The organism is Pseudomonas sp. BS3782 TE3695, assembly GCF_050435305.1.
In the GTDB taxonomy this organism is placed as follows: domain Bacteria; phylum Pseudomonadota; class Gammaproteobacteria; order Pseudomonadales; family Pseudomonadaceae; genus Aquipseudomonas.
The window spans coordinates 442,988-458,347 of the sequence record NZ_JBNDKB010000001.1; the positions used below are offsets into that span (position 1 = coordinate 442,988).

Consider the following 15,360-nt stretch of genomic DNA (forward strand, 5'->3'; position numbering starts at 1 on the left):
GCCACGCTCCCACAGGATTTTCGTCGTTCAAAGTTGTTCACCACAGTTCTGCATTTGACCCGGGCTCTGCTTTTTTACTTTGCCCAGGCTTGCGCACTATATTGGTGCAGTAGAGTGCACAGTACTCACACCGCAACCCATTTTGGTTCGAAAATACCCGCAAAAGCTGGCAGAACGCCACGCAAACGAGCGTCAAACGCCTGTTTCAGGCTCTAAACGCTTCTTTTCGGAGCCTTGGTTTGGTTTTTGCATTTTCCCCGTATCGGCGCTTGTTTCTTGCGCGCGCTCCGCTCCAAAAGAGGTCCTGATGACCATTAGCGACGCACTACACCGCTTGCTACTCGACAACCTGACCACCGCAACCATTCTGCTCGACGCCGACCTGCGCCTCGAGTACATGAACCCGGCGGCGGAGATGCTGCTGGCCATCAGCGGCCAACGTAGCCATGGGCAGTTCATCAGTGAGTTGTTCACCGAATCCACCGAGGCGCTGAACTCCCTGCGCCAGGCAGTCCAGCAGGCGCACCCGTTCACCAAGCGCGAAGCGATGCTCACCGCCCTCACCGGCCAGACCCTGACCGTCGACTACGCCGTGACCCCGATCCTGAGCAATGGCAATACGCTGCTGTTGCTGGAGGTTCACCCGCGTGACCGCTTGTTGCGGATCACCAAGGAAGAGGCGCAACTGTCGAAGCAGGAGACCAGCAAGATGCTGGTACGCGGCCTCGCCCATGAAATCAAAAACCCGCTCGGCGGGATTCGCGGCGCGGCTCAATTGCTCGCCCGTGAATTGCCGGAAGAAAGCCTGCGCGATTACACCAACGTCATCATTGAAGAGGCCGATCGCCTGCGCAATCTGGTGGACCGTATGCTCGGCTCCAACAAACTGCCGTCACTGGCCATGTGTAATGTCCATGAGGTGCTGGAGCGCGTGGGTCAGCTGGTAGAGGCCGAAAGTCAGGGCTGCATCACTTTGGTGCGTGACTATGACCCAAGCATTCCGGATGTGTTGATCGATCGCGAACAGATGATTCAGGCCGTGCTGAACATCGTGCGTAACGCGATGCAGGCCATCAGCAGCCAGAACGAGCTGCGCCTTGGCCGCATCAGCTTGCGGACTCGCGCCATGCGCCAGTTCACCATCGGTCACGTGCGCCATCGCCTGGTGACCAAGATCGAAATCATCGACAACGGCCCGGGAATCCCCGCCGAGCTGCAGGAAACCATCTTCTTTCCCATGGTCAGCGGCCGCCCGGACGGTACCGGGCTGGGCCTGGCCATTACCCAGAACATCATCAGCCAGCACCAGGGCCTGATCGAATGTGAAAGCCATCCAGGCCACACCACGTTCTCGATCTTTCTGCCACTGGAACAAGGAGCCACATCGACATGAGCCGTAGTGAAACCGTGTGGATCGTCGATGACGACCGTTCTATCCGTTGGGTTCTGGAAAAAGCCTTGCAACAGGAAGGCATGACCACGCAAAGCTTCGACAGCGCCGACGGCGTGATGAGCCGCCTGGCGCGCCAGCAGCCGGACGTGATCATCTCCGACATCCGCATGCCGGGCGCCAGCGGCCTGGACCTTCTGGCACGGATTCGCGAACAGCACCCACGACTGCCAGTCATCATCATGACCGCGCACTCCGACCTGGACAGCGCTGTCGCGTCCTATCAGGGTGGCGCTTTCGAGTATCTGCCCAAGCCATTCGATGTCGACGAAGCGGTTTCACTGGTCAAGCGCGCCAACCAGCACGCTCAGGAACAGCAAGGCCTGGAAGTCCCGGTCGCCTTGACCCGTACGCCAGAAATCATCGGCGAAGCACCGGCGATGCAGGAAGTGTTTCGTGCCATCGGGCGCTTGAGCCACTCCAACATCACCGTGCTGATCAATGGCGAATCGGGCACCGGTAAAGAACTGGTGGCCCACGCCCTGCACCGTCACAGCCCACGGGCGGCCTCGCCGTTCATTGCGCTGAACATGGCGGCGATCCCCAAGGATCTGATGGAGTCCGAGCTGTTCGGCCATGAAAAAGGCGCCTTTACCGGCGCGGCCAACTTGCGTCGCGGGCGTTTTGAGCAGGCTGACGGCGGCACACTGTTCCTCGATGAAATCGGCGACATGCCAGCGGACACTCAGACGCGCTTACTGCGGGTGTTGGCGGACGGCGAGTTCTACCGCGTCGGCGGCCATGTGCCGGTGAAGGTCGATGTGCGAATCATCGCCGCGACTCACCAGAATCTGGAAACCCTGGTGCATGCCGGAAAATTCCGTGAGGACTTGTTCCATCGCCTCAACGTGATCCGCATCCACATTCCACGACTGTCGGACCGTCGCGAAGATATCCCGACCCTGGCCAAGCACTTCCTCAGCCGCGCCGCGCAAGAACTGGCGGTGGAACCGAAGTTGCTCAAAAGCGAAACCGAGGAATACTTGAAGAACCTGCCGTGGCCAGGCAACGTGCGTCAGCTGGAAAACACTTGCCGCTGGATCACGGTGATGGCTTCGGGTCGTGAAGTGCACATCAGCGATCTGCCGCCAGAGCTGTTGAGCCTGCCGCAGGACTCGGCGCCGGTGACCAATTGGGAGCAAGCGCTGCGTCAATGGGCCGATCAGGCGCTGGCTCGCGGCCAGTCGAGCCTGCTGGACAGTGCCGTGCCGGCCTTCGAACGGATCATGATCGAAACCGCCCTCAAACACACCGCCGGCCGCCGCCGCGATGCTGCCGTGTTGCTGGGTTGGGGCCGCAATACCTTGACACGCAAGATCAAGGAATTGGGGATGAAGGTGGATGGTGGGGAGGAGGATGAGGGGGATGAGGGCTAGCCAGGCTTTCGTCGTTCTCTGGATCCATTCGCGGGCAAGCCTCGCTCCTACGGGTTTTGTGCCAAGCCGTCTTTTGTGGCTGACATCAAACCCATGTGGGAGCGGGCTTGCTCGCGAAGAGGCCATCACATTCAACATTGATGTTGAATGACACACCGCTTTCGCGAGCAAGCCCGCTCCCACATTTAGAACTCAATGCACCGCGGCAATGCACCGTGAACCGCAATCGAGCACGACAACCGATCCAAAACCCCGCCTCCATCTGCAAGAAAAACCATATCGCAGAAACGCAAAAGCCCCGAATCACGGGGCTTTCAGCGCTGTTCAGCGGCTTTCTGTTGCAACTTGTTAAAAACTGGCACGCCCCCTGCAATAGTCCAATCAGTGATTCGACTCACTACCCGGTTTCGGGGACCTTGGTACAGGCAGGCCGGGGATTCCCCTCTTTACACCGGGCTCATACCGCAATTGCGACGAGCCCATCCCGTTTTGGGGTCCTTGGTACAGGCAGGCCGGGGATTCCCTCTTTACACCGGGCTCATAACGCAACCGCGACGAGCCCTCCCGTTTTGGGGAACCTTGGTACAGGCAGGCCGGGGATTCCCTCTTTACATCGGGCTCATAACGCAACCGCGACGAGCCCTCCCGTTTTGGGGAACCTTGGTACAGGCAGGCCGGGGATTCCCTCTTTTATTGCTCCCGGAGATGGATCTCCAGCCGCCAGCGGTCATCGACCTCGCTACCGGTCCACTCGCCCTGCAGCGGGCGAGCCGCCACCACCGTCAGCAACAATCCCCCATCACTCAACCGCGTTCGCCAGTTCACGTCCTTGCCGTTGAGCTTGAGCTGACCTTTCTGTGCACGGCCTTGCGCCTCGAACAACAGCGCCACGCTGCCGTCGACTATCTCGCCGTGGGTTTTGGGTTCGTTGTTGAACCACACCACCAGTCCATCGTTCGTCACCTCGACTTGCTCTAATACACTGGGGTCGGGTGCGGTCAGGCGACCGATCATCAGGCCCACCATCACCCCGACAATCGCCAGCGAACCCATCACCCTTGGGAATAGTTTCGAACGAGGGTCCTTTGGCGGCGTAGAATGCCCGTCATCTTTACCTTCGGAGCCGTGCATGTTTCACGTCATCCTTTTCCAACCAGAAATTCCGCCGAATACCGGCAACGTTATCAGGCTGTGCGCCAACAGTGGCTGCCACCTGCATTTGATCGAACCGCTGGGCTTCGAGATGGACGACAAGCGTCTGCGCCGGGCCGGCCTCGATTACCATGAGTATGCCACCCTGCAACGCCACGCAGACCTCGCCAGCTGTCTGGAAAGCCTCGGTCATCCACGGCTGTTTGCCTTTACCACCAAGGGCTCGCGGCCATTTCACGACGCCAGCTTCGCCGAGGGCGATGCCTTTCTGTTCGGCCCGGAAAGCCGTGGCTTGCCGGCTGAAGTGCTCGATGCCCTGCCCGGCGAACAACGCCTGCGCTTGCCCATGCGCGAAGGCTGTCGCAGCCTGAACCTGTCCAACACCGTGGCCGTCGCCGTTTATGAAGGCTGGCGCCAGCTCGGGTTCAAGTAAGCCCACGGCGATACGACAATCCAAATGTAGGAGCTGCCGAAGGCTGCGATCTTTTGATTTTGATTTTCAAGATCAAAAGATCGCAGCCTTCGGCAGCTCCTACCTGAAGGTTTCGTTTCCCCATGAAAAAAGCGCCTTCAAAGGCGCTTTTTTCATGGGGAAACGAAGCTTTTATTGTACGGTTGGAGTCTCGCCAGCCGCCTGCATGCGTTGCAGTTCTTGTGCGTACAGCGCGTCGAAGTTCACCGGGGCCAGCATCAGGGCCGGGAACGAACCGCGGGTCACCAGGCTGTCCAGGGTCTCGCGAGCGTACGGGAACAGGATGTTCGGGCAGAACGCGCCGAGGGTGTGGCTCATCGAAGCATCGTCCAGGTTCTTGATCAGGAAGATCCCGGCCTGTTGAACTTCAGCGATGAACGCCACTTCTTCACCGTTTTTCACGGTGACCGACAGGGTCAGCACGACTTCGTGAAAGTCACCTTCCAGAGCCTTCTGGCGAGTGTTCAGATCCAGACCGACGCTCGGCTCCCACTGCTGGCGAAAGATCGCTGGGCTTTTGGGGGCTTCGAAGGACAAGTCGCGTACGTAGATGCGCTGCAAGGAGAATTGCGGTGCGGTTTCTTCTTCGCTAGCTGCAGTGTTCTGTTGGTCAGTCATCTCAGATCCTTTCTGATCTCGGGTCTTGTAGGGTTGGCTATTTCAAGTAAGGCAGTCAGGCCTTGAGCAGGGCGTCGAGCTTGCCGGCGCGCTCCAGGGCAAACAAATCATCACAGCCGCCAACGTGGGTGTTGCCGATCCAGATCTGTGGCACGGACGTTCGTCCGGCTTTCTGAGCCATCGCGGCACGCACCTGCGGCTTGCCATCGACCTTGATCTCTTCGAAGGCTACGCCTTTGTTCTCGAGCAGGTACTTGGCTCGCGAACAATAAGGGCAGTAATCGCTGGAATAGACGACGACGTTGTTCATATCACTTCACCAGCGGCAGATTGTCGGCTTTCCAGCTGGAAATACCGCCGGACAGCTTGGCGGCGGTGAAGCCGGCTTTCATCAGTTCGCGGGCATGAGTGCCGGCAGTCTGGCCCATGGCGTCGACCAGGATAATGGTCTTGGCCTTGTGCTTTTCCAGTTCGCCGACGCGAGCGGTCAGTTTGTCGTGAGGAATGTTCAACGCGCCAACAATGTGACCAGCGGTGAAATCCTTGGTCGAACGAATGTCGATCACAACGCCCGCATCCTTGTTGACCAGCCCGGTCAGTTCACCGGTGCTCAGGCTGCGGCCGCCGCCTTGCATCTGATAAGCGATCAGCAACGCCAGCAGTACAACGAAAAGACCGACGAGCAGATAGTGGTTAGTGGCGAATTGAATCAGGTTAGCAACCATCGAAGGAGGTTCCAGGGCGTTAAAATGTCGGCCAGTATACACAGCCACTATGGTGGGCCAAACCCCGTCCGGCGGTGACGGCGTCGGAACTTCGCTTTAAACTCCTACTCCCTTTTCCATCGCCCTCTTTTAATTCAGCCACGAGTGGAATCCATGACTACCACGCCTAAACCTTTGGTCCTGATTATTCTCGACGGCTTCGGTCACAGTGAGAGCCCTGAATCCAACGCCATCTATGCGGCGAAGAAGCCCGTACTGGACCGCCTGTGGGCTACCGTACCGAACGGCCTGATCTCGGGCAGCGGCATGGACGTCGGCTTGCCGGACGGCCAGATGGGCAACTCCGAAGTCGGTCACATGAACCTCGGCGCCGGCCGCGTGGTGTACCAGGACTTCACCCGCGTGACCAAAGCGATCCGCGACGGCGAGTTCTTCGAGAACCCGACCATCTGCGCCGCGGTGGATAAAGCCGTTGCTGCCGGCAAAGCCGTGCACTTCATGGGCCTGCTGTCCGATGGCGGCGTTCACAGCCACCAGGATCACCTGGTCGCCATGGCTGAACTGGCCTACAAGCGCGGCGCCGAGAAAATCTACCTGCACGCCTTCCTCGACGGCCGCGACACACCACCGAAAAGCGCCCAGTCATCGATCGAGTTGCTGGACGCGACCTTCGAAGCCCTCGGCAAAGGCCGGATCGCCAGCATCATTGGCCGTTATTACGCCATGGACCGCGACAACCGTTGGGATCGCGTGTCCCAGGCCTACAACCTGATTGTCGATGGCGCCAGCGAATTCAACGCCGCCACCGCACAGGAAGGCCTGCAAGCCGCTTACGAGCGTGGCGAAAGCGACGAATTCGTCAAAGCCACCAGCATCGGTGAGCCGGTGAAAGTCGAAGACGGCGACGCCGTAGTCTTCATGAACTTCCGCGCCGACCGTGCCCGCGAACTGACCCGCGTGTTCGTTGAAGACGATTTCAAGGAATTCGAACGCGCTCGCCAGCCCAAACTGGCCGGTTTCGTCATGCTGACCCAATACGCCGCCAGCATCCCCGCGCCATCGGCCTTCGCCGCGAGCAGCCTGGACAACGTGCTGGGCGATTACCTGGCGAAAAACGGCAAGACGCAGCTGCGCATCGCCGAAACCGAGAAGTACGCCCACGTGACCTTCTTCTTCTCTGGCGGTCGCGAAGAACCATTCCCCGGCGAAGAACGCATCCTGATCCCGTCGCCGAAAGTCGCCACCTATGACTTGCAGCCCGAGATGAGTGCCCCGGAAGTCACCGACCGCATCGTCGACGCCATTGAAAATCAGCGTTACGACGTGATCGTGGTCAACTACGCCAACGGCGACATGGTCGGCCATAGCGGTGTGTTCGAAGCAGCAGTCAAAGCGGTCGAGTGCCTGGACCTGTGCGTCGGCCGTATCGTCGATGCGCTGGAAAAAGTCGGCGGCGAAGCCCTGATTACCGCTGACCATGGCAACGTCGAGCAAATGTCCGACGAAACCACCGGCCAGGCGCACACCGCCCATACCACCGAGCCGGTGCCGTTCATTTATGTCGGCAAGCGGGACTTCAAGGTCCGCGACGGCGGCGTGCTGGCGGATGTCGCGCCGACCATGCTGATGTTGCTGGGGCTTGAGAAGCCTGTGGAAATGACCGGGACTTCGATTCTGGTGTAATCCGCCCTATCAAACACCGCCAAAACCCTGTGGGAGCGGGCTTGCTCGCGAATGCGGTGTATCAGTCGACATCAACGTTGCCTGACACACCGCATTCGCGAGCAAGCCCGCTCCCACATTGGTTTTGCGGTGTTTTTTTGTCCAGTTATCACACAGCCCCAATTGGGCATTTTTTTTGCTGCGCTTGGCGGGCATACTAGGCCGTCCCTTTCCCTGGTGTCGCCCGCCTCTATGCTTCGCGTCCTGATAGCCCTTGCCCTGACTTGCCTGCTTCAACCGGCCTTCGCCGACGAGCGCACGCAAACCCAACAACAGTTGGACGCCACGCGTCAGGACATTGCCGAGCTGAAAAAAATGCTGGGTAAACTCCAGGAAGAAAAATCCGGAGTGCAGAAAGACCTCAAGAGCACCGAAACCGAGATGGGCAAGCTCGAGAAGCAGGTCGAAGCCCTGCAAAAAGAGCTGCAGAAAAGCGAATCCGAGCTGCAGCGACTCGATGCCGAGAAAAAAAAACTCCAGAGCGCGCGCATTGAACAGCAGCGACTGATCGCCATCCAGGCCCGCGCGGCCTATCAGAATGGGCGTCAGGAATACCTCAAGCTGCTGCTCAACCAACAGAACCCGGAAAAATTCGCCCGTACCCTCACCTATTACGACTACCTGAGCCAGGCCCGCCTGGAGCAGCTGAAGAATTTCAACGAAACCCTGCGCCAACTGGCCAATGTCGAAAAAGACATCGCCATGCAGCAGGCGCAATTGTTGGTGCACAAAAGCAGCCTCGACAGCCAGCGCGACGAACTCGACAAGGTCCGCAAGGAGCGCCAGCAAGTCCTGGCCAAACTCAGCGACGAGGTGAAGGCCCGCGATCAGAAACTGGCGGCGCGCGAGCAGGATCAGGCAGACCTGTCTAAAGTCCTTAAAACCATTGAAGAAACCCTGGCCCGTCAGGCCCGAGAGGCAGAAGAGGCGCGGCAAAAAGCGCTGATCGCCCAGCAGGAAGCCGAAAAAAAGCGTTTACGTGAGGCTCAGGCTGAAGCAGAGGCCACTGACGCCCCACGCAAAACCGTTAAATCGACACCCGGCGCACTGGTTTCAAGTTCTGGCGAAACCTTTGGCGGCCCCTTTGCTTCCACCCGCGGCAAACTGCCATGGCCGGTTAATGGTCGACTGCTGGCGCGCTTCGGTGAAAGCCGTGGCGACGATACCCGTACCAAATGGGACGGCGTAATGATCAGCGCCTCCGCCGGCAGCCAAGTGCATGCCGTTCACGGCGGCCGCGTGGTGTTTGCCGACTGGTTGCGAGGCGCCGGGTTGCTGGTGATCCTCGACCACGGCAACGGTTTTTTGAGTCTTTACGGTCACAACCAGACGCTGCTCAAGTCTGCGGGTGACGTGGTAAAAGCCGGTGAGTCCATCTCCACTGTCGGTAACAGTGGCGGCCAGGACACTCCTGCACTGTATTTCGCTATTCGTCAGCAGGGTCACCCGAGTGATCCGGCGCAATGGTGTCGCGCGCAAGGATAGGCGTTGAGTCACCTACATTAGGAGTTCGTTCGACATGCTGTATTTGTCCCGCCTTACCTCGCTGGCCCTGACGATTGCCCTGGTGATCGGCGCACCGTTGGCGTTTGCCGCCGAGCCTGCCCCAGTGATCGCACCTGCGGGCACTGCTGCGACCACCAAGGCGCCATTGCCGCTGGATGAGTTGCGCACCTTTGCCGAAGTCATGGACCGGATCAAGGCCGCCTATGTGGAACCGGTGGACGACAAGACCCTGCTGGAAAACGCCATCAAAGGCATGCTCAGCAACCTCGACCCGCACTCCGCGTACCTCGGCCCGGAAGACTTCGCTGAATTGCAGGAAAGCACCAGCGGCGAATTCGGCGGCCTGGGCATCGAAGTCGGTGCCGAAGACGGTTTCATCAAAGTGGTTTCGCCCATCGATGACACCCCGGCCTCCAAGGCGGGCATTCAGGCCGGCGACTTCATCGTCAAGATCAACGGCCAGCCGACTCGCGGCCAGAGCATGACCGAAGCTATCGACAAGATGCGCGGCAAGATCGGCCAGAAAATCACCCTGACCCTGGTACGCGACGGCGGTGCGCCGTTCGACGTGACCCTGGTCCGCGCCATCATTCAAGTGAAGAGCGTGAAGAGCCAGCTGCTGGAGTCCGGCTACGGCTACATCCGTATCACCCAGTTCCAGGTCAAGACCGGCGAAGAGGTCTCCAAGGCCCTGGCCAAGCTGCGCAAAGACAACGGCAAGAAGCTCAGCGGCATCGTCCTCGACCTGCGTAACAACCCCGGCGGCGTGCTGCAATCGGCGGTGGAAGTGGTCGATCACTTCATCACCAAGGGCCTGATCGTCTACACCAAGGGCCGCATCGCCAATTCCGAATTGCGCTTCTCCGCCACCGGCAAGGACGAAAGCGAAGCCGTGCCAATGGTCGTGCTGATCAACGGCGGCAGCGCCTCGGCCTCGGAAATTGTTGCCGGCGCCCTGCAGGATCAGAAACGCGCAGTAGTCATGGGCACCACCAGTTTTGGCAAAGGTTCGGTGCAGACGGTGTTGCCGCTGAACAACGAGCGCGCACTGAAAATCACCACGGCGCTTTACTACACGCCGAACGGCCGCTCGATTCAGGCTCAGGGCATTGTCCCGGACATCGAAGTGCGCAGGGCCAAGATCACCAACGAGCAGGACGGCGAATACTTCAAGGAAGCCGATCTGCAAGGTCACCTGGGCAATGGCAACGGCGGCGCCGATAAACCAACCGGTTCCGGTGGCAAAGCCAAGGCCATGCCGCAGGATGACGATTACCAGTTGGCCCAGGCCTTGAGCCTGCTCAAAGGGCTGAGCATCACTTCCGGCCGCTGAGATGCGCCTGCGGTTGCTCCTCGGCCTGCTGTGCTGTCTGGTAGGTGTCGCTCACGCGGCGCCTGCCACGACGGCGGCCACACCGGCGAAGGCTTATCTGAGCCTGATCATCGATGACCTGGGGCAGAACCTGCCTCAGGATCGCCGCGTGCTGGCGCTGCCCGGCCCGGTCACTGCGGCAATCATGCCCGATACCCCTCACGCCACCGAGTTCGCCCGCGAAGCCCATCGCGCCGGCAAGACCGTCATCCTGCACATGCCCATGGCCCCGGCCACCGGGCCATTCGCCTGGCATCCCGAGTTGCCCATCGAAGAGCTCGAGACGCGCTTGAACGCGGCGTTCAAGGCTGTGCCATATACCGCGGGCATCAACAACCATATGGGCAGCCGCATGACCGCCCAGCAACCGGCCATGGCCTGGCTGATGGCCGACTTGCAGCGTCGACACAAGTTTTTCGTCGACAGCCGCACCAGTGCACAAACCGTGGCCGCCGCCGAGGCGCAGAAGATCGGTTTGGCGAGCGTTTCACGGGATGTGTTCCTCGATGACGAGCCCACTGAAGCCGCGATTTTCACTCAGCTACAAACGGCTATCAGCCTGGCGCGCAAGCAGGGTTCTGCGGTGATGATCGGGCATCCGTATCCGCAGACATTGGCGGTGCTTGAACGTGAATTGCCCAAACTCAAGGCTCAGGGCATTGACTGGATCGATATCCAACAAATGATCAGCGTGCGCGGCAATCGTGCGACGGCTGCACATGGCAAGGATGGGGTTTACCGCTAATTTGCTACACCTCAGACAAATGTGGGAGTGAGCAAGCCCGCGCCCACATTTGATGGTGCATGGCACAAGGTTCGGTGTTGAAGTTTAGAGATACCGCGACATGATTTCGTCCACCATGCCTTCCTGGCGCAATTGATCCAGCGCGGCTTGTAGCTTGGCGACAGTTTCGTCCGGTACGTCTTTGTTCAGCGCCAGGTAGAGCTCGGTGCTGTTGAAGCGCAGCACGGTCTTGAGCCCGTTCACGCCTTCCTGGCGCGCCAGGTAGCGGCCTGCCGGGTCACCGGTGGCCCACAGATCGATCTGACCGTTGACGAGTTTTTTCGCGTTGTCTTGATCCCGCAGCACAACAATCGGTTTCAATCCTTGCTTGGCCAGTGTCTCGGCAATCGCATCGCCCTTGTAGGCGCCGATCTTGTATTTGCGCGCCTGCTCCAGCGACTCGAGGGTGATCTTGCTATCGGCCTTGGCCAGCATGATCCAGTCGTCCGGGCCAATAGGGCCGACCCACTTGAAGAGATTCTCGCGATCCGGCAACCGCGCCATCACAAACACGCCATAACCGGGTTTTTCCAGGGCGAGTTTGTAGATTCGTTCCCAAGGGAAACGCAGCGTCAGGCTGTAGGTGATGTTGGCGCGCTTGAACATCTCACGGACGATGTCCACGGCGATGCCATTGATGTTCTCGTCCTGAGCGAAGTTCTTGCCATTCTTCGCCATGTTGTACGGCGGGAAGTTTTCCGTCAGCAACACCAGATCGGTGCCGGGATTTTCTGCGGCGTGAACGCCGTTGGTGAACAACAGAGAAGCGCTGGCGAGGACAAGAAGAAGACGTTTAAACATGTCGGGCTACCGGAATCCATGGCGTGCCCAAGAGTGCCTTGAGCCCGCCATGCTGTCCACCGGCCTGTTTAACGCATCACAATGCCGCGATGAGCCATGTAGGCCTTGGCTTCCTGCACGGTGTATTCGCCGAAGTGGAAAATACTCGCCGCCAATACCGCGCTGGCGTGGCCTTCGAGGATGCCGTCGGCCAAGTGCTGCAAGTTGCCGACACCGCCGGACGCGATCACCGGAATCCCCAGCGCATCGCTGATGGCGCGGGTAACGCCCAGGTCGAAGCCGTTTTTCATACCGTCCTGGTCCATGCTGGTCAGCAGGATTTCACCGGCACCGAGGCCTTCCATCTTCTTCGCCCACTCAACGGCGTCGAGGCCGGTTGGCTTGCGACCACCGTGGGTGAAGATTTCCCAGCGCGGGGTTTCGCCCGGACCGGACACTTTCTTCGCGTCGATGGCGACGACGATGCACTGCGAGCCGAAATGCTGAGCCGCTTCGCCGACGAATTCCGGGTTGAACACTGCTGCGGTGTTGATCGAAACCTTGTCCGCACCGGCATTGAGCAAGTTACGGATGTCTTGCACGGTACGCACGCCGCCGCCGACGGTCAGCGGGATGAACACCTGGCTGGCCATGCGCTCGACGGTATGCAGCGTGGTGTCGCGACCGTCGACGCTGGCGGTGATGTCGAGAAAGGTAATCTCGTCAGCACCTTGCTCATCGTAACGACGGGCAATTTCCACCGGGTCGCCGGCGTCGCGAATATTCTCGAACTTGACGCCCTTGACCACCCGGCCGTTATCCACGTCCAGGCAAGGGATGATGCGTTTGGCCAGAGCCATGGGCTTAATCTCCGATTAAGAGTTGCAAGCTTCAAGCTACAAGCTGCAAGTAAAGCGGATCGCGGTCGCGCTTTTAACTTGCGGCTTGCAGCTTACAGCTTGGAGCTGGCCGCGTAGTTATCACAGAAAGCCTGAGCTTCTGCCACATCAAGCGTGCCCTCATAAATCGCGCGGCCCGTGATGGCGCCGATGATGCCTGGCGCCTTGGCGTCGAGCAGCGACTTGATGTCACCCAGATTGTGGATACCGCCGGAAGCGATCACCGGGATCCTCGTCGCCGCGGCCAAAGCGGCGGTATACGAAACGTTGCAGCCTTGCATCATGCCGTCTTTGGCGATGTCGGTATAAACGATCGCGGACACGCCGTCGGCCTCGAATTGCCTGGCCAGGTCGATCACCTGAATGGTGCTGATTTCAGCCCAGCCGTCAGTGGCGACAAAACCGTCTTTGGCATCCAGACCTACGATCACTTTGCCCGGAAACGCGCGGCAAGCTTCAGCAACGAAAGCCGGATCTTTCACGGCTTTGGTGCCGATGATCACGTAGCTCACGCCCGCTTTGACGTAGTGTTCAATGGTTTCCAGCGAGCGGATACCGCCGCCGATCTGAATCGGCAGGTTCGGGTAGCGCTTGGCGATGGCGGTGACCACCTCACCGTTGACCGGCTGGCCTTCGAAAGCACCGTTCAGGTCGACCAGATGCAGACGGCGGCAACCGCCTTCCACCCACTTGGCAGCCATGCTCACCGGATCATCGGAGAACACCGTGGAATCTTCCATGCGGCCCTGGCGCAGACGAACACAGGCACCGTCTTTAAGATCGATAGCGGGAATAATTAGCATGCTTTTCCTTCGTCAAAGAGCGGCAAGCTGCAAGCTACAAGCTGCAAGCGAGCGGTGTACCAATTCTTGCAGCTTGAAGCTTGCGGCTTGAAGCTGCTCCTATGCTTTCTCGAGCGCCCACAGGTCGCTTTCGATGCTTTCGAACCTCTCTTTGAGGTGCGTCTGCACATCGAAAATCGCTCTGTTGTAATAGTGCGGAGCAATTTCGCGGGTAAACAGCTCAAGGATTTCAGCCGCTTCGAACGAACCCAGGTCCAGCTCGAAGCGGTCTTCCATGAAGCGTTTGATCTTGTGATTGGCCTCGTTCTCCTGTTCGGGAGTGAGGCTCAGGATCGGCGGCTTGCCCTTCTTGACGGCCATTTACCAGCGACCATCCCACGCAGCGAAGTTTTGCAGCAATTGCAGGCCATGGGTATGGCTCTTCTCCGGGTGGAACTGCACGGCGAAACGCGAGCCATCTGCCAGCGCTGCGGCGAAATCGACCCCGTAGTGACCGCTACCCACCACCTGCCGCGCATTGCCGGCAGCGATGTAGTAGCTGTGCACGAAGTAGAAACGCGCCAGGTCCGGAATGTTGTGCCACAGCGGGTGTTCTACCGTCTGCTTCACTTCGTTCCAGCCCATGTGCGGCACTTTCAAGTGTTCGCCGTCTTCGTGCAAATCCTTGCCGAAGAACTTCACCTGACCCGGGAACAGGCCGATGCAGTCCACGCCATCGTTCTCTTCGCTGCTGTCGAGCAAGGCTTGCATGCCCACGCAGATCCCGAGGAACGGACGGTCCTGGCTGACTTCACGCACCAGCGAGTCGAAGCCCAGGCGACGGATCTCCGCCATGCAATCGCGAATCGCGCCGACACCAGGGAATACCACCCGGTCGGCTTCGCGAATCACATCGGCATCGCTGGTGATCAGTACCTTGCCGGCACCAACGTGCTCGAGGGCCTTGGCCACCGAGTGCAGGTTGCCCATGCCGTAATCGATAACCGCGACCGTCTGCATTACAGAACGCCTTTGGTCGACGGCATCTGACCGGCCATGCGGTCATCCAGCTCCACGGCCATGCGCAAGGCGCGGCCGAAAGCCTTGAACACGGTTTCGATCTGGTGGTGGGTGTTGTGCCCACGCAAATTGTCGATGTGCAGAGTGACGTTGGCGTGGTTGACGAAGCCCTGGAAAAATTCCTGGAACAGATCAACGTCGAAACCACCGACGGTCGCGCGAGTATAAGGAACATGCATCTGCAGGCCAGGACGGCCGGAGAAGTCGATCACCACACGCGACAGCGCTTCATCGAGCGGCACGTAGGCGTGGCCGTAGCGACGGATGCCTTTCTTGTCGCCGATGGCTTTGGTGAAGGCCTGACCCAGGGTGATACCGACGTCTTCCACCGTGTGGTGGTCGTCGATATGCAGGTCGCCCTTGCTGACAATATCCAGGTCGATCAGCCCGTGACGGGCGATCTGGTCCAGCATGTGCTCAAGAAAAGGTACACCGATATCGAATCGGGCCTTTCCGGTGCCATCCAGGTTGATCGAGGCTTTGATCTGGGTTTCCAGAGTGTCGCGCTCGACAGACGCCATACGTTCGGCCATCACCAGCTCCGCAAAAATCATTGGGGCGAAAAAGGCAGCCATTATAGGGTCGCGGGCGCTAAACAGAAACACGAGAGGTGATATCACTGACGGAGTGAGTCCCCTGCTG

17 protein-coding genes are annotated in these 15,360 nt (G+C 59.3%); 7 read left to right on the forward strand and 10 right to left on the reverse strand.

Features of this window, described 5'->3' with window-relative positions:
• Positions 1–307 precede the first annotated feature (307 nt).
• Both glnL and ntrC read left to right on the forward strand, forming a co-directional pair.
• Positions 308–1,393, forward strand: a complete 1,086-nt coding sequence (gene glnL, locus ABH909_RS01940) for a nitrogen regulation protein NR(II) (RefSeq protein WP_429430087.1) — start codon at positions 308–310, stop codon at positions 1,391–1,393.
• Positions 1,390–2,826 carry a nitrogen regulation protein NR(I) gene (ntrC, locus tag ABH909_RS01945; protein ID WP_429430088.1) on the forward strand — a complete coding sequence of 479 codons (1,437 nt, stop codon included), beginning with the start codon at positions 1,390–1,392 and terminating at the stop codon, positions 2,824–2,826. The genes glnL and ntrC overlap by 4 nt, the downstream gene beginning before the upstream one ends.
• Before the next feature lie 690 nt (positions 2,827–3,516).
• On the opposite strand, the gene ABH909_RS01950 is transcribed toward ntrC, so the two are convergent.
• The gene (locus ABH909_RS01950; protein WP_429430090.1) at positions 3,517–3,957 is read right to left on the reverse strand and encodes a hypothetical protein; all 441 of its coding nucleotides are present in this window, start codon (positions 3,955–3,957) and stop codon (positions 3,517–3,519) included.
• Between ABH909_RS01950 and ABH909_RS01955 the strand changes: the two genes are divergently transcribed.
• Positions 3,956–4,411 (forward strand): tRNA (cytidine(34)-2'-O)-methyltransferase, encoded by a 456-nt coding sequence (locus ABH909_RS01955; protein WP_007949025.1) that lies wholly within the window; start codon positions 3,956–3,958, stop codon positions 4,409–4,411. The genes ABH909_RS01950 and ABH909_RS01955 overlap by 2 nt on opposite strands.
• A 171-nt stretch (positions 4,412–4,582) precedes the next feature.
• Here the strand turns inward: ABH909_RS01955 and secB are convergent, their stop codons facing one another.
• Genes secB through ABH909_RS01970 form a run of 3 tightly spaced genes read right to left on the reverse strand, consistent with a single transcriptional unit; the run spans position 4,583 to position 5,793 of the window.
• A complete protein-coding gene (gene secB, locus ABH909_RS01960; RefSeq protein ID WP_007897410.1) occupies positions 4,583–5,068 on the reverse strand; it encodes a protein-export chaperone SecB in 486 nt (161 codons plus the stop codon).
• 55 nt (positions 5,069–5,123) lie between these two features.
• Positions 5,124–5,378, reverse strand: coding sequence for a glutaredoxin 3 (gene grxC, locus ABH909_RS01965; protein ID WP_007897411.1), 255 nt, complete (start codon positions 5,376–5,378; stop codon positions 5,124–5,126).
• Between the two features lies 1 nt (position 5,379).
• Positions 5,380–5,793: a rhodanese-like domain-containing protein gene (locus tag ABH909_RS01970; RefSeq protein WP_095634209.1), complete on the reverse strand. Its 414-nt coding sequence runs from the start codon at positions 5,791–5,793 to the stop codon at positions 5,380–5,382.
• Positions 5,794–5,946: 153 nt separating this feature from the next.
• Here ABH909_RS01970 and gpmI point away from each other — a divergent pair, with 153 nt between their 5' ends.
• The 4 genes from gpmI to ABH909_RS01990 all read left to right on the forward strand — a co-directional run bounded on the left by gpmI (position 5,947) and on the right by ABH909_RS01990 (position 11,138).
• Positions 5,947–7,476, forward strand: a complete 1,530-nt coding sequence (gene gpmI, locus ABH909_RS01975; protein WP_429430093.1) for a 2,3-bisphosphoglycerate-independent phosphoglycerate mutase — start codon at positions 5,947–5,949, stop codon at positions 7,474–7,476.
• Positions 7,477–7,707: 231 nt separating this feature from the next.
• Positions 7,708–9,000 carry a peptidoglycan DD-metalloendopeptidase family protein gene (locus tag ABH909_RS01980; protein WP_429430095.1) on the forward strand — a complete coding sequence of 431 codons (1,293 nt, stop codon included), beginning with the start codon at positions 7,708–7,710 and terminating at the stop codon, positions 8,998–9,000.
• 34 nt (positions 9,001–9,034) lie between these two features.
• Entirely contained in the window at positions 9,035–10,354 is a 1,320-nt protein-coding gene (locus ABH909_RS01985; RefSeq protein WP_123500034.1) for a S41 family peptidase, read from the forward strand.
• A gap of 1 nt (position 10,355) precedes the next feature.
• Positions 10,356–11,138 carry a divergent polysaccharide deacetylase family protein gene (locus ABH909_RS01990; RefSeq protein ID WP_429430097.1) on the forward strand — a complete coding sequence of 261 codons (783 nt, stop codon included), beginning with the start codon at positions 10,356–10,358 and terminating at the stop codon, positions 11,136–11,138.
• A gap of 84 nt (positions 11,139–11,222) precedes the next feature.
• Here the strand turns inward: ABH909_RS01990 and ABH909_RS01995 are convergent, their stop codons facing one another.
• From ABH909_RS01995 to hisB, 6 genes are all read right to left on the reverse strand, one after another.
• Complete coding sequence (locus tag ABH909_RS01995; protein ID WP_429430099.1) at positions 11,223–11,978, reverse strand: substrate-binding periplasmic protein; 756 nt, start codon at positions 11,976–11,978, stop codon at positions 11,223–11,225.
• A gap of 68 nt (positions 11,979–12,046) precedes the next feature.
• Positions 12,047–12,817: an imidazole glycerol phosphate synthase subunit HisF gene (gene hisF / locus ABH909_RS02000; RefSeq protein ID WP_007897430.1), complete on the reverse strand. Its 771-nt coding sequence runs from the start codon at positions 12,815–12,817 to the stop codon at positions 12,047–12,049.
• A 92-nt stretch (positions 12,818–12,909) separates the two neighbouring features.
• Complete coding sequence (gene hisA / locus ABH909_RS02005) at positions 12,910–13,659, reverse strand: 1-(5-phosphoribosyl)-5-[(5-phosphoribosylamino)methylideneamino]imidazole-4-carboxamide isomerase (RefSeq protein ID WP_429430101.1); 750 nt, start codon at positions 13,657–13,659, stop codon at positions 12,910–12,912.
• Between the two features lie 99 nt (positions 13,660–13,758).
• Positions 13,759–14,019 (reverse strand): DUF2164 domain-containing protein, encoded by a 261-nt coding sequence (locus tag ABH909_RS02010; protein WP_429430103.1) that lies wholly within the window; start codon positions 14,017–14,019, stop codon positions 13,759–13,761.
• Positions 14,020–14,658: an imidazole glycerol phosphate synthase subunit HisH gene (gene hisH / locus ABH909_RS02015; RefSeq protein ID WP_123500044.1), complete on the reverse strand. Its 639-nt coding sequence runs from the start codon at positions 14,656–14,658 to the stop codon at positions 14,020–14,022.
• Positions 14,658–15,251 (reverse strand): imidazoleglycerol-phosphate dehydratase HisB, encoded by a 594-nt coding sequence (hisB, locus tag ABH909_RS02020; protein ID WP_007939452.1) that lies wholly within the window; start codon positions 15,249–15,251, stop codon positions 14,658–14,660. Before hisB ends, hisH begins: the two co-directional genes overlap by 1 nt.
• Positions 15,252–15,360 lie beyond the last annotated feature (109 nt).

Bases quoted from the DNA above. Each gene is read 5' to 3' on its own strand.
- hisF (WP_007897430.1), bottom strand. From the start codon at position 12,817: ATGGCTCTGGCCAAACGCATCATCCCTTGCCTGGACGTGGATAACGGC.
- ABH909_RS02010 (WP_429430103.1), bottom strand. From the start codon at position 14,019: ATGGCCGTCAAGAAGGGCAAGCCGCCGATCCTGAGCCTCACTCCCGAA.
- ABH909_RS01980 (WP_429430095.1), top strand. From the start codon at position 7,708: ATGCTTCGCGTCCTGATAGCCCTTGCCCTGACTTGCCTGCTTCAACCG.
- ABH909_RS01995 (WP_429430099.1), bottom strand. From the start codon at position 11,978: ATGTTTAAACGTCTTCTTCTTGTCCTCGCCAGCGCTTCTCTGTTGTTC.
- ABH909_RS01970 (WP_095634209.1), bottom strand. From the start codon at position 5,793: ATGGTTGCTAACCTGATTCAATTCGCCACTAACCACTATCTGCTCGTC.
- ABH909_RS01950 (WP_429430090.1), bottom strand. From the start codon at position 3,957: ATGCACGGCTCCGAAGGTAAAGATGACGGGCATTCTACGCCGCCAAAG.
- ABH909_RS01955 (WP_007949025.1), top strand. From the start codon at position 3,956: ATGTTTCACGTCATCCTTTTCCAACCAGAAATTCCGCCGAATACCGGC.
- gpmI (WP_429430093.1), top strand. From the start codon at position 5,947: ATGACTACCACGCCTAAACCTTTGGTCCTGATTATTCTCGACGGCTTC.
- grxC (WP_007897411.1), bottom strand. From the start codon at position 5,378: ATGAACAACGTCGTCGTCTATTCCAGCGATTACTGCCCTTATTGTTCG.
- ABH909_RS01985 (WP_123500034.1), top strand. From the start codon at position 9,035: ATGCTGTATTTGTCCCGCCTTACCTCGCTGGCCCTGACGATTGCCCTG.
- ntrC (WP_429430088.1), top strand. From the start codon at position 1,390: ATGAGCCGTAGTGAAACCGTGTGGATCGTCGATGACGACCGTTCTATC.
- glnL (WP_429430087.1), top strand. From the start codon at position 308: ATGACCATTAGCGACGCACTACACCGCTTGCTACTCGACAACCTGACC.
- hisH (WP_123500044.1), bottom strand. From the start codon at position 14,658: ATGCAGACGGTCGCGGTTATCGATTACGGCATGGGCAACCTGCACTCG.
- secB (WP_007897410.1), bottom strand. From the start codon at position 5,068: ATGACTGACCAACAGAACACTGCAGCTAGCGAAGAAGAAACCGCACCG.
- hisA (WP_429430101.1), bottom strand. From the start codon at position 13,659: ATGCTAATTATTCCCGCTATCGATCTTAAAGACGGTGCCTGTGTTCGT.
- ABH909_RS01990 (WP_429430097.1), top strand. From the start codon at position 10,356: ATGCGCCTGCGGTTGCTCCTCGGCCTGCTGTGCTGTCTGGTAGGTGTC.
- hisB (WP_007939452.1), bottom strand. From the start codon at position 15,251: ATGGCCGAACGTATGGCGTCTGTCGAGCGCGACACTCTGGAAACCCAG.